Source organism: Acinetobacter modestus (genome assembly GCF_014636095.1).
Taxonomy (GTDB): Bacteria; Pseudomonadota; Gammaproteobacteria; order Pseudomonadales; family Moraxellaceae; genus Acinetobacter; species Acinetobacter modestus.
This window is the reverse complement of the sequence record NZ_BMDV01000007.1, coordinates 123,115-136,533: the sequence shown is the minus strand read 5'-3', so window position 1 is coordinate 136,533 and position 13,419 is coordinate 123,115. Positions and strand designations below refer to the sequence as shown.

Genomic DNA, 13,419 nt, shown 5'->3' with positions numbered 1-13,419 from the left:
ATCAAGCTAGGTCGGCTATGTTACTCTAATTTATCTTAAAGTCAACAGGCAATTTCGATATTTTTAAAACTTATCAATCAATCCAAGAACCTAACTAATCTAGCTAAATCCTTGTTTCTCAACAAGTTTTTATCTGCATCACCGCCGATGGATGTGCATTCTACAGCATTTCAGAGCCGGTGCAAGCACTTTTAAAAATTAAATTATTCGGTTGTTTTATTTTTAAACTTTAATGCATCTAATCAACTGATTTATATAACTTAAAATTTATTAATTATCTTAAAAGTGAATTTAAACAGACTAACCAATTGAAATTAAAATAGTTTATTGAAATTCTGTTTTTATTATCAGCAATAAAGCAGCTTTATTTTTATATTTAGCTTTTATTTTACACACCTAAGTCCATGCAAAAATCTGTCGCCTATTCGATTAATGTTTAAAGTTTCACCACCCAAAATAAAAACAACGGCTTGATCGCTCAAAACCGTTGTTTTCAGTGTTCTAATAAGTACTCTCTCTTAAGAAGTACTGCCTCTCACAATATTCAAGAAGTAAAGATGACGTTCATATTGATCAATAATGTCCTGAATCAGATCTTCTTGCGTCCAATCCATCACATCATAGTTTTGCCCCCCCTCACGCAAGAACACTTCTGCCTGAAAGTAATTGGCCTCATCTTCATCTGCACGCCCTAACATAAAGCTAGGTGGAACAGTGGCATGTGAAACCACTTTATAGGTAAAGTTAATTTCATGGTGATGATCGACATGCAATTGCAGACCATTTTCGATTTCACGAATCTCCACTTCCAAGTGACGGCGTTTGAATTCACGCTGAATACTTTCAAAGGCCTTACGAACTTGCGTGTCGATATAGTGCTGAACTTCAGTTTCAGTATGCGGATAATGCATGATTAAACCTAAACGCTGCTGCCAACTGCGTGGATTATTAATCGCTCGCGGTGTAATTCGTGCTTCCTGAATCGCTTTCATCTTGGTGGCATCCAGCTTTAAGGCTTTGAGTAAGCCCCAACTCATCAGCAACATAATAAAAGTAAAAGGCAATGCACTCATAATAATAGAGGATTGCAATGCAGACAGACCACCGACCAACAATAGAATAATGGCCAAAGCTGCCATCAACACCGTCCAAAACAAACGTTGCCATGTGGGAGAGTTTTCGGTTTTAGCGGTGAGATAATCAGTAACCAGCGCACCCGAATCCGCAGAGGTGACGAAAAAGAGCATCACCAATACCGTCGCCAGTAAACTCATCACCCCTGAAAATGGCAAATGATTCAAAAACTCAAATAACGCAACTGATGAATCACTTTGTACGGCGTGAATGAGACTGACATTATGTTCTTGCATTATGTTAAACAGTGCGGCATTACCCAAGAACCCCATCCAGATGATGGTAAAACCTGTCGGGATCAATAACACACCGACAATAAACTCACGGATGGTCCGGCCACGCGATACACGAGCAATAAACATGCCTACAAACGGCGACCATGAAATCCACCATGCCCAATACATAATGGTCCAACCGCCAATCCAACCATTCGGTTGATAGGCGTAGAGGTTAAAGGTCATGCCAAATAGGTTCGACATATACGAACCCATGTTTTGAATGGTGGTTTGCAGCAGATAGATACTTGGTCCAGCAATAAAGACAAAGGCCAACAACACTAAAGCCAAAATTAGATTGAGTTCCGAAAGGCGCTTGACCCCTTTATCCAGACCTAAAAATACCGACATGGATGCCAAAGCACTGACAAAAATAATCAGGATCACCTGAACATTGCTGCTTTGTTCAATCCCAAAGAGATAATGCAAACCTGAATTGATTTGCGTCACACCAAAACCTAAAGAGGTCGCCACCCCGAAAACCGTACCAATGGTGGCAAAGGTATCAATACTATCGCCCCAAGGACCATAAATCTTCTTACCAATAATGGGGTATAAGGCTGAACGGGTTTTTAACGGCAGATTATGACGATAAGCAAAATAGGCCAAAGCCAATCCGACCACGGCGTAAATTGCCCATGCATGTAAACCCCAGTGGAAAAAGGTAATCCTTAAGGCTTGTTGTGCAGATGCGATACTTTCAGGATCACCACTCGGTGGGCTGACATAGTGCATCACAGGTTCTGCAACACCGAAGAACATCAAACCGATGCCCATCCCTGCGGTAAACAGCATAGCAAACCACGAACCATTGCTATATTCGGGTTGGCTGTGATCAGGACCTAATTTGATTTTACCACTGGCAGAACAGGCAATATAAATGAGTAAAATCAGAAAAATGGCGACAGATAAAACATAAAACCAGCTAAAGGAATCTGTAATCCATTGCTTTAACTGTTGGGTGAGAAATTCAAATGAACTGGGTGCGATTACAACAATTGCGATAAAAATTGCAATGATAATCACCGTGCTTAAAAACACGTTTGGATTCACATTCGCAAATTGTGAAGACGGCTTGGAAGGCATAATTCCCCCATATTTTTTTAATGATAATGACAGACCCTAAGGGTCAAACAAGACATTCACAATGTGAACAAAAGTAAGTTTAAATTTTGCAAAAACTCGATATAAATTATAAAAAATGTGAAAAATAAAGCAGTTGTAATGCTGTAACTGTATTTATTCTTTATCGCTCGATTGCTTAGGTAAATGGGCAATATATTGCAATGCAATTAATCGAGAAACCACGACAGCGAGATACATCACTCCACCAAACATTTGTAGCATGGTTAAGACTCTAGCGGCTGGGCTAATTGGCATCAGATCAGATAAACCCGTTGCTGATTGCAGACTAAAACTCAGAAATAATAAATCGAGCCAAACTTGTAAATCTTGTGGCTGATTTGGATTTTGAAAACTATTGGGTAAAAGCAACTGGCAAATACTATATAAAAAAGCGAATGCCCAAGCGATGAGAGTAAAAACTGCACCTGCAGCAAATAATTCATCTTTGGTGAGATAACGATCTGCAAACATATAACGTAATAATCCATAAGCAGCATAAAAATACGCTAATGCTTCAAAACTATAAGCGATGATTTGGATTATCGAATTGTCATAGCCAATAAAAATTAAAATTGAAAACAGAAAAGCGCCACTGACAAAGATTAAGCCCCAAAATGTGAAGACTGGTGTTTGGCGAATGACCTTGGCAATAATTAAGAGAGCTAAAACACCTAGCGACCAAGTTAATGCACGATATTCACTATCTCCATAAGTCAACATCGCCATAACTAATAATGCCAATTGCACCAACAACAACCACGCAGAAGGTAATAAACGAAAACTGCCCCAAAATTGTTTTAAGCTTTGCATGTTGTTTTCCATGTGATTGTTATGATTTTCATTAAGTTAATGGCATCATACCGTATCTAAAAAGGCAACAATCATTTTAGAGAGTTCTTGTTGCAAACGTTGTTCTTCAATTAAAAAAGTATTTTTACTGGCATAACGCATCATGGTAAATAAGGTACTGTTAATAATCACAAAAGACTTATGTTTTAAAGTCTCAAAATCCCAATGGGGGTAGTAACGTCCAAATAAGTACATCCCCACTTCTAAGAAATGCTGCTCTAATACTTGTGCCGCTTCTGAATCACTATAAGTATGCCAATTTTTCAAGATTTCGATAAAAAAACCATGATCCGATTTCAATGATTCAAAACCAAAAGCGATACTTAATGTGATGATGTCTTGAATAGCTGTTTGTTGTTGGAGCATCACTAACTGCTTTAGTGCTTGCCCTAAATTTTCGCTTTTCCGTAACAATAGTTCAGCAACAATCTGTTCTTTATTTTCAAAGTATTGATAAATTGACCCGACACTTACCCCTGATTTTTCAGAAATTTTAGGTGTAGTTAATTGTAATACACCATATTCAGAAATACATTTTTGCGTTCCCTCCAGAATACTTTCGACAATCATTTTTGCACGTTGCTGCTGGGGTCTTTTTCTCATGTTCAGCCTTTATTAAAACGCGAATTGAATACGAATATTTATTCATATTAAGCTTTGATTAAATAACAATCAAAGGCTTTCTACAATGCAAAGCATCGTTAAACCTAAACGCTTAGCAGCGTTTGAAGACATGAGTCAATCAAATATCAAAACCAAAATTCTTGGTTATATGACGCATCAACAAATTCAACCGAATTATCAAGAATATCTCGCCTTGAACACAGCCTTGCAAAGTGGTGACGCGCCCATGGACCAACTACTGCTTTGGATACTTCAAAATCCAAAACAGCATCGTAAGTACTTTGAAACCGCACTCTATGAAGGCCTTGAGAAATTACCACATGAGATTGCTGAACTGACTGCCTTCTTCCAGTTAGTGGAACAAAAACCTGATTGGTATGAGCAAGCCAAAGTCGATCAAGCACTTAAATTTACCTATCGCCTAGGCATCAATAACGGACTGATTCTACGAGATCTATCGCTAATGACAGGTTATTTGTACCCTGGTTTTAATCAACCTCTAGTCCTGACAGGTGCATTAAAAAAACAGGCAGGAACACGCTTAGCCGAAACAACTAAATGGTGGGTCGATATCACTGAGCAAGATGGTTTTGAACGTTTTAGCAAAGGCTTCACCTCTACTATTTTTGTGCGCTTCATTCATTCACTCGTACGCTATCAATTACAAAAATCTGAGAAATGGGATACCGAGACTTGGGGGCTACCTATTAACCAATATGATCAAGCAATGACCAATATTGCTTTTAGTGGCGTAGTATTGATTGGTATCAGGGCATTGGGGATTTTCCCTAGCGCACAAGAGATTGATAGTTTTTTACATTTTTGGAAATATGCGGGCTGGTTGATGGGCGTTGAAGAAAAATGGTTAGTGGATAATGAAGCTGATGGCTGGAAACTCATGTACTGGATGCAGTTTGCACATCCTCACTCTGATGAGAGCAGTATTTCTCTCGGATCTAGTCTTTCCAAAGAACCCTTTGAACGGAAATATCGTTACCTACGCTCCTTTCAGCAAAAACTCGCCTATAAACAGCATCTAGAAATTACTCAATTCTTTATTGGTCGTAAGAAAATGCAGAAATTGGGTTTAGCACCACAGTCAGCCTCATGGTTTGCTTATTATTTAATTGGCCGAAATCTAGCGCTCTATACAGGTGCTAAACATATCCCCAAATTAAATCAACTGCTTGAAGAAAAAGGGCGGAATTTGCAACGAATCGGTTTGTCACTCTATCGTAATCAAGCGCAACAACTGGCCAGTATGCATCAATAATAGAAAAAGCCCTCAAATTTTGAGGGCTTTAATTTTTAGGATTCGATCTACTTAGTGATCAGATGCACCAGAGATACCAATACCTGTTTGTGAACGAACAAACTGAGCATCGAACGCTTTACGCTCTTTCTCTGCACGCGCAGTTTTATCAGTTACTGAGAAGAACCAGCAGCAAAGGAAAGATAGTGGCATCGCGAAAATTGCAGGACCATTGAATGGATTCACTGCGGTATCTGAAATTTTCAACGTGTCAACCCAAACTGCTTTAGAAAGAATGATCAGGGTTACAGCAGTCACTAGACCAACAATACCGCCAATTACTGCACCACGAGTCGTTAAACCTTTCCAGAACATAGACAATACGAGTACTGGGAAGTTTGCACAACATGCAACTGAGAATGCCAAACCAACCATGAACGCAACGTTTTGTTTTTCGAACAAAATCCCTAGAATCATGGCAAAGATTGCTAGACCTAAAGTCGCAATTTTTGACATACGTAATTCAGATTGAGGCGTAGTTTGACCTTTTTTGAATACGTTTGCATATAAGTCATGTGAAATCGCAGAAGCACCTGAAAGCGTTAAGCCAGCCACTACAGCAAGGATTGTTGCAAATGCAACTGCTGAGATGAAGCCCATGAACAAGTCGCCACCAACTGCATCACTTAAGTGAACCGCAGCCATGTTGTTACCACCAACCAACTCCAATTTACCGGTTACCGCTGCTTTCGCGACATCAAGGAACTGAGGGTTGTTTGAAACGAATAAGATCGCACCGAAACCAATGATGAAAGTTAATAGATAGAAGTAACCAATGAAACCTGTTGCAACTACAACTGATTTACGAGCTTCTTTAGCATCTTTAACAGTGAAGAAGCGCATTAAGATATGTGGTAAGCCTGCTGTACCAAACATTAATGCAAGACCAAGTGATAACGCATCAATCGGGTTTGCAGCCAATTTACCAGGCCCCATGATTTTTGCAGCCTCATCCCAGCTAATGCTGTGAGATTGGCTATACACACCAATTGCTTGATTGAACATGTTTGAGAAACTAAAGCCAACAGCTTTCATCACCATGAATGCCATGAATGTTGCGCCACTGAGTAACATTACGGCTTTAATGATTTGTACCCAAGTGGTCGCTAACATGCCACCAAAAATTACGTACGCCATCATCAACAAACCGACGATTACAACCGCAATATTATAGTTCAAACCAAAAAGTAATTTGATTAACTGACCTGCTCCTACCATTTGAGCAATCAGATAAAATGCAACCACAACTAAAGAACTTAATGCAGCTAAGGTACGAACTGGTTTTTCTTCCAAACGGAAAGAAACTACATCAGAAAGATTATATTTACCTAAGTTACGTAAACGTTCAGCAACAAGGAAAAGTACGATTGGCCAACCGACCATGAAACCAAGTGAATAGAGCAAACCATCAAAGCCTGAACTGAACACAAGTGCTGAAATACCGAGGAACGATGCGGCTGACATATAGTCACCTGCAATCGCTAAACCATTTTGGAAGCCACTAATTCCACCACCTGCGGTATAGAAATCAGCTGTATTCGTGGTTTGTTTTGCTGCCCACTTAGTAATAAACAAAGTGAAACCAACAAAAATGGTGAACATGATGATTGCATGCCAGTTTGTTGCCTGTTGCTCTGCTGCACCTAAATCAGGGCTAGCAAATGCAACGTGAGAACAACATAGGCTTGCAAGCGCGAACAGTTTCGCTTTGAATGATGTCCCTTTCATCTCAGTGCATCCCTTTTTCATGTGTGATTGCCTCAACTTCCTTGAGAGCCTCTTCATTCAGCTGATCAAGTGTATTATTGGCGATGTATGAATAGACACCACACAATACAAATGACAGCACGATAATGCCTAAACCGAGGGGCATGCCCCAAGTTGTTACACCACCACTAAAAGAACTTGCTAGGAACTCTTTGTTATAGCCAACTAAAAGCATAAATCCGACATAGATAAACAACATGATTGCTGTTAATGTCCAACTTAATGTACGTTTTTTGCTGACCATTTCTTGAAACTTTGGATTGTGTAGAATGCGTTCTACCTGTGAGTCATCCATAATTAACTCCTTATTTTTGTGTCCAGCCGTGGACCCCTTTTTACTAGGGATTTTTCATTATTTAAATTAACAAGATTATGCTTGACTCGTAACTTAGACTTTGGTCTCTAAATACAAATCTCTGCTCATAACCCTTTTGATGCTTCGGGTATGATAGAAAATGGAGTTTGATCACGTGAGCAATATGAACAATTGGCTTATTATTGGGGTACTTGCCCTATATATCGCGCTGTTATTCGGCTGTGCTTTTTTTGGAGAAAAACATGCCAGTCGCTTAAGCACACGTGGTCGTATGTTGATGTTCAGCTTAACTTTAGGCGTATATTGCTCATCTTGGACATTCTACGGCGCAACAGGTGCGGCTGTCCGTGAAGGTATTATTTTCTTACCAATTTATTTAGGACCCCTACTTTTTATTTGGTTTGGTTATGACATTTGGAAACGGTTAGGACGGATTCGTCAGCATCATGCCATTTCTTCAATTGCCGATTTCGTTGCTGCCCGATATGGCAAAAGCGGTAGTCTCGCAGCCTTAGTCACTATTCTTGCAGTTATTGCAATTATTCCTTATCTCGCTTTGCAATTAAGAGCGATTGCATTGAGTGCCTCCGTTGTACTCGAACAGAATGCACATGTTCATACCACCACAAATAGTGTGTTATTACTTACAGCGGTACTTGCAATTTTGGCTATGATTTTTGGCACGCGGCATATTGCACATACTGAACAGCACGGCGGCTTAATGCTTGCAGTCGCTTTTGAATCTTTTGTAAAACTGTTTGCATTACTTAGCGTTGCAGTTTTTTTCTTATTCCAATCCCCCGAAAATATCAAACAAGTCAGCAATGATGTCACTCAACATTTTCAAGATTTGCAACAATTAGGGGTTCCTGAAACCTTCTGGGTACAAACCTTACTTGCTGCGCTAGCTATGATTTGTTTACCACGACAGTTTCATGTTGCCGTAGTCGAATTACGTGATGAAAAACATATTCGTGGGGCTAGACGCTGGTTTGCAGCTTATTTAATTTTAACAATTATGGCGATTATTCCTATCGCCAGTTGGGCCTTACACTCCCTTCCTGATACATTAGGTACACCTGATATTGCGGTATTGGCTCTCCCTCTAAGTTATCAGCAAGATTGGTTGGCATTACTCGCTTTTTTAGGTGGTTTTTCTGCTTCAACAGGTATGTTACTGGTCGCCTCAGTCGCACTTTCTATCATGCTCAGTAATGATTTAATTATGCCTGCTTTATGGCACTTTAAGATCATCTCTCGACACGATCAACAATTACCAAAAGTACTCAAACTGACCCGAAGAATTAGTATTATCAGTGTGATGTTACTGGGTTTTTTATTCTTCCACTTTTTTAATGACATTAATCAATTATCAGTATTTGGCCTATTGGCTTTTAGTGCAGTTGCGCAATTTTCGCCAGCCCTCATCGGTGGTTTATATTGGCGTGGTGCAAGCCGTCAAGGTGTCTACGTCGGTCTGATCGTAGGCTTCATAATGTGGAGCTACACACTGCTCTTTCCTACTTTGTTACGTAGTCTCCCAGAACAATATCAAGCGTTCGCACAACATTTATTATTGTTTGGACCTTTCGATATTAATAGCTTACGTCCAGAAGCTTTACTTGGTTTTGAATCTTTTGCCCCATTGACCCATGGTGTCATGTGGTCTTTGGGACTGAATATTATTTGCTATATTTGGGGTTCTCGTTTGTATCGCCCAAGTGTTGCGGAACAGATTCAGGCTGAAAGCTTTTTCTACTATGAAAGTAAACCTTTACCCTCTACCCAGACAAACCTTGATTTAACCGATTTACCGCAAAATGCAGCGCGGCTCAAAGTTGGCGATTTATTGGCTCTGGCTAAACGTATTACAGGTGATCGCCCTACGACACAAGCGTTCCAGCAATTTTGTGAACAAAATCATGTCGTACTCAATGAAAATCATGTTGCAAATGGCATGTGGTGGCGCTTCACTGAACAATACTTGGCAGGCATTATTGGTGCTGCATCAGCACGTACTTTGCTCACTACCGCCATGATCAATAATGGATTAGCATTAGGGCAAGTCGCGAATATTCTCGATCAAGCTTCACAATGGCAACGCTTTAACCAAAATCTTTTGATGACCATGATCGACCACATGACTCAAGGGGTAAGTGTTGTTGATAAAAATATGTGCTTGGTTGCATGGAACAATCAATATCTTACCTTATTTGATTATCCTAAAGACCTCGTTTATGTCGGTTGTCCAATTGCAGATTTAATTCGATATAACGCAGAACGTGGAGAATGTGGACCCGGTTCAGTTGAAGAACATGTCCGTAAACGAATTCACTGGATGAAAGTCGGTAGCGCCCATGAATTTGAACGTATTCGTAAAGATGGCTTGGTCATTCAAATGCGCGGTAATCCTATTGAGGGTGGAGGATTCGTCACAACCTTCGCCGATATTACTGCGTTCCGCGAAAATGAAGCGATTCTTGAAGAAAGAGTGAGTGATCGAACTCAACAGCTTGCAAATGCACTGACTGAACAGCAACTTGCCCGTGAACAAGCCGATAAAGCCAATCAATCTAAAAGTCGATTTTTGGCAGCGGCCAGTCACGATTTACTACAACCGATGCATGCAGCACGTTTGTTCAGTACAGCATTAGAACAAAGTGTCAGCTCAGCTGAAGATCAACAAACCTTACAACAACTTGATCGCGCACTATATGGTGCTGAAAGCATGCTCTCTGCCCTACTCGATATTGCCCGTTTAGAAGGTGGAACGATCCAACCAAAACGCCAAGCGTATTCATTACATGACTTATTGAGTGATCTTGAACTTCAATTCAAATCAATTGCAGCACAGCGTAATATTCAACTGTCTGTACACGATACTCAATTCTGGGTTGATACCGATCCACAATGGATGCGACGAATTATTCAGAATTTCGTTAGTAATGCATTGCGTTATACAGCACAAGGTCGTGTCGTTGTTGGTGTATTACGTTCTGCACAAAGACCAAACCATATTCGAATCGGTGTTTGGGATACAGGACCTGGCATCAATGAACAACAAAGGGTGAAATTATTCCAAGAATTTGAGCGTTGCGGGCATACCTCACCTTGGGGTGAACAAGGACTTGGACTTGGTCTTGCGATTGTTCAACGTATGACGAGCCTGCTCGATTTCCCAGTGCATGTCTATTCAGAATTAGGTAAAGGTTCTTGCTTTATGATCGAAGTACCGCTCGCCGAAGCACCAAAAATTCAAGCGACTACACTGCATGTGACCGCACTGCAACATACTGCATATAAAGTGCTTTGTTTAGACAATGATGAAACTATTTTACAAGGTATGCGGACCTTATTAAGTAAGTGGGGCTATCAAATTTTTACAGCAACTGAGCCATCGGAAGCACTAAAACTAATTGAACAAGAAGATATTCAAGTCTGGTTAATCGATCAGCATTTAAATCATGATCAACGGGGATTAGATTTTATTGAACAATATCGCCCTGCACATATTCCAGTTGCATTAATTACAGCAGATTCTGATCCTGAGTTGCCTCAATATTTGAAACAGCAAAATATTGTTCTATTGAAAAAACCGCTCAAACCTGCGGGATTACGTGCTTGGCTCTCTGGTTTAAAGATTATGCCAATGAGTTAAATGGCAAAATATTTTGAAACATAGGCAAAAGCCATCAAAAAAAGCGCATTAAGATGACAATAAATTGACCAAAATGCTCAAAAAATTATTGGCTATGGCAAAAACGTTCACTTACACTAGTGAACGTTTGTACACTTACTTACAATTAGTTAAAATATTGTTTTTATTAATAAATATTACCATAAAAACCACATATACAACTTTAGTCGTATTCTAGTTGTTTTCTGAATAACGCATAAATTGATCAAAATGATAGGAACCTATGTCTTTGCTGTTTTAGGTTTCTAACACAATCGCCATAAAGGACATGATCATGAATAGCAATCAAGCCACTTCAGAGCATAACGAGTTACAGTTTTACCGCCAATACAGTGCAAATGCATTATTACCAGAGCTCAACTGGCAGAATATTTTTGTACAGAGCAACTTAGATGATACTCATCTAAAAGCATTGAATACACTGTATCAAGCAGCCGTTCCCCTTGCCCTCAATGTATTCCATGAGCTGAATTTTGATGTATTTGCACCAGCAGCTTATCAGCCACAAGGTCTAGGACTATTTGAAAAGCTAGCGTTACAAGAACAAAAATTCTTGGATGTATTAGAAACAGAATCCGCTCATTTGGATCATGAAACTCGTCATCAAATGTGGAGTATGCTACTTCGTGGTGGTGCCGTGTTAGTTTTTAAAGCATGGTTAGGTCATGTCAAAGATGGTGAAAATCAACTGGATAAAAGCCAGTTCGATGAACTATCAGATTTATTATTTATCAAAACTCGCCCAGAACAATTAGCTCAACGATTAAATATAGATTCAACTGCTGATCTAACCCATATCTTTTTGATGCACGAAAATGATGTTTTTCTTGATCATTTTAATAGCCTTGAAACAGCAGCTTTATTTGTAGATTTAGGTGTTTATGATGCTGCATTTTTAAGTTTACGTGATGATCGCGTCGCCGAATATCTCATCGCAAAAAACTATGTAACTCAAGAACAAATTGATGATTTGCAGTGTGCATTAAATCCATTGTACTGCGATAGCTTAATGCCAAAACAAGATTGTTTAGCTTAAATTTTTAAAGCCACAATATTATGATTGTGGCTTTAATTTTCTTCGAGCTTTTAAAGTTATCAATTTTTTTCTAACCGTTGTTTATGAATATTCATCACAACATCACTAAACTCGCCTAAAATATAATTTGCCCAAAATCGACTATACCAGTTGTATTCTGTAGACAAACGATAATCTATCGTGAGAATTAGTTTTGTGGTTTTTTCATCTATTCTTTCTAATTGATAATCCGTTTTAAGTAGATCAAAATATTTTCCACCCATTTCAATATGATCATCCACAGATCCTTTCGGAAATGAATATTTATCAAACTTATATGTCCAGCTTAATAAATAAGGGATATGTTTGGCTTGTACGACTTCTTCAAATTTAATCCCACGTTCCCATTGAATAGTACGAATAGTCTCATCTTTCCGCTGCTCAGTCATACCAAATACAGGTTTTGGAAACCCCATCCAAAATATTGGACTTGACTTAACTTCTTTAGGCTGGATGTTTCCTATATTTTGGATAGCATAAAAAACTTGCTCGGCAGGTGCATGAATCACGACTGAGCGTTGTGTTTTCCCATATTGGGTCTGCCCCATATCTGGTAATAAAAATGAAAATAATAAAGGTAATATTGCAATCGAATATATTTTAGAACTAGGTTTCCACAAATAATAACAGAATGTTCGCATTATGATTGCACCCACAAATAAACACCCCAATATAAATGGACTAATCATTATGAGACAAATAATACCCTCACCTAACACAATCATTGCGAACATAAGAATAAGTACAAGCGTAGCAACTTGAATACCAAAAGCTTTATAAAGTTTGTCTTTAGGTTTTTTTACAATCGAAAAATATTCTATTAATGCACCTAATATTAAAGGCATTCCAATAACCATAGAACTCATAATAAGTTTATGGTTGTATTGCCCCCAAATACTTGTTAAAGCGATAAAAATAAGCGCAATTAGAGGAAAGAGTGTAAAAGCAAAACTTCGTCCCGTATAGATTTTTTCCAACGGATAAGGAGGAGTATTTTTTATATTTTTAAGTACTATGGCATAACCATATTCTTCATCTTCAATTTTATTAAACTCATATTGTGCAAAACCCGCATGCTTTAATAAATTGACCAAATTTGTTCGAGTTTCCTCATCCCATTTTTCAACAATAAAACGTGTATATCCTTGTTGTTCCAGTTCATCTAATATTTTTTTCTGATCTATTTCTGACATTTTAATACTATAATTATCAAGATAATAAAGGGATTATAATTAACCCCTTTAT

The 13,419-nt window shown here is 38.8% G+C and carries 9 protein-coding genes; 3 read left to right on the top strand and 6 right to left on the bottom strand.

What is annotated here, in order from left to right; translation table 11 throughout:
* Positions 1–518 precede the first annotated feature (518 nt).
* The 3 genes from IEV17_RS14840 to IEV17_RS14830 all read right to left on the bottom strand — a co-directional run bounded on the left by IEV17_RS14840 (position 519) and on the right by IEV17_RS14830 (position 3,986).
* On the bottom strand, positions 519–2,495 hold the full coding sequence (locus IEV17_RS14840) for a glycine betaine transporter (protein WP_188363587.1): 1,977 nt from the start codon (positions 2,493–2,495) through the stop codon (positions 519–521).
* A gap of 153 nt (positions 2,496–2,648) precedes the next feature.
* Positions 2,649–3,344 carry an ion channel gene (locus IEV17_RS14835; RefSeq protein WP_004665161.1) on the bottom strand — a complete coding sequence of 232 codons (696 nt, stop codon included), beginning with the start codon at positions 3,342–3,344 and terminating at the stop codon, positions 2,649–2,651.
* Between the two features lie 45 nt (positions 3,345–3,389).
* Positions 3,390–3,986, bottom strand: a complete 597-nt coding sequence (locus IEV17_RS14830; RefSeq protein ID WP_004665163.1) for a TetR/AcrR family transcriptional regulator — start codon at positions 3,984–3,986, stop codon at positions 3,390–3,392.
* An 85-nt stretch (positions 3,987–4,071) separates the two neighbouring features.
* Here IEV17_RS14830 and IEV17_RS14825 point away from each other — a divergent pair, with 85 nt between their 5' ends.
* Positions 4,072–5,280 (top strand): oxygenase MpaB family protein, encoded by a 1,209-nt coding sequence (locus IEV17_RS14825; RefSeq protein ID WP_004665164.1) that lies wholly within the window; start codon positions 4,072–4,074, stop codon positions 5,278–5,280.
* A 51-nt stretch (positions 5,281–5,331) separates the two neighbouring features.
* Here IEV17_RS14825 and IEV17_RS14820 read toward each other — a convergent pair whose 3' ends face one another.
* On the bottom strand, positions 5,332–7,047 hold the full coding sequence (locus tag IEV17_RS14820) for a cation acetate symporter (RefSeq protein WP_034602099.1): 1,716 nt from the start codon (positions 7,045–7,047) through the stop codon (positions 5,332–5,334).
* 1 nt (position 7,048) lies between these two features.
* On the bottom strand, positions 7,049–7,381 hold the full coding sequence (locus IEV17_RS14815) for a DUF485 domain-containing protein (protein ID WP_004665168.1): 333 nt from the start codon (positions 7,379–7,381) through the stop codon (positions 7,049–7,051).
* Positions 7,382–7,565: 184 nt separating this feature from the next.
* Here IEV17_RS14815 and IEV17_RS14810 point away from each other — a divergent pair, with 184 nt between their 5' ends.
* Positions 7,566–11,060 carry a hybrid sensor histidine kinase/response regulator gene (locus tag IEV17_RS14810; RefSeq protein ID WP_171062481.1) on the top strand — a complete coding sequence of 1,165 codons (3,495 nt, stop codon included), beginning with the start codon at positions 7,566–7,568 and terminating at the stop codon, positions 11,058–11,060.
* Between the two features lie 313 nt (positions 11,061–11,373).
* Entirely contained in the window at positions 11,374–12,135 is a 762-nt protein-coding gene (locus IEV17_RS14805) for a hypothetical protein (protein WP_004665171.1), read from the top strand.
* Between the two features lie 59 nt (positions 12,136–12,194).
* Here IEV17_RS14805 and IEV17_RS14800 read toward each other — a convergent pair whose 3' ends face one another.
* Positions 12,195–13,367 (bottom strand): hypothetical protein, encoded by a 1,173-nt coding sequence (locus IEV17_RS14800; protein WP_004665173.1) that lies wholly within the window; start codon positions 13,365–13,367, stop codon positions 12,195–12,197.
* Positions 13,368–13,419: the final 52 nt, after the last annotated feature.

What these genes read in the sequence shown, in the direction of transcription:
- IEV17_RS14840 (WP_188363587.1), bottom strand. Translation starts at nt 2,495, where the DNA reads ATGCCTTCCAAGCCGTCTTCACAATTTGCGAATGTGAATCCAAACGTG.
- IEV17_RS14835 (WP_004665161.1), bottom strand. Translation starts at nt 3,344, where the DNA reads ATGCAAAGCTTAAAACAATTTTGGGGCAGTTTTCGTTTATTACCTTCT.
- IEV17_RS14830 (WP_004665163.1), bottom strand. Translation starts at nt 3,986, where the DNA reads ATGAGAAAAAGACCCCAGCAGCAACGTGCAAAAATGATTGTCGAAAGT.
- IEV17_RS14825 (WP_004665164.1), top strand. Translation starts at nt 4,072, where the DNA reads ATGCAAAGCATCGTTAAACCTAAACGCTTAGCAGCGTTTGAAGACATG.
- IEV17_RS14820 (WP_034602099.1), bottom strand. Translation starts at nt 7,047, where the DNA reads ATGAAAGGGACATCATTCAAAGCGAAACTGTTCGCGCTTGCAAGCCTA.
- IEV17_RS14815 (WP_004665168.1), bottom strand. Translation starts at nt 7,381, where the DNA reads ATGGATGACTCACAGGTAGAACGCATTCTACACAATCCAAAGTTTCAA.
- IEV17_RS14810 (WP_171062481.1), top strand. Translation starts at nt 7,566, where the DNA reads ATGAACAATTGGCTTATTATTGGGGTACTTGCCCTATATATCGCGCTG.
- IEV17_RS14805 (WP_004665171.1), top strand. Translation starts at nt 11,374, where the DNA reads ATGAATAGCAATCAAGCCACTTCAGAGCATAACGAGTTACAGTTTTAC.
- IEV17_RS14800 (WP_004665173.1), bottom strand. Translation starts at nt 13,367, where the DNA reads ATGTCAGAAATAGATCAGAAAAAAATATTAGATGAACTGGAACAACAA.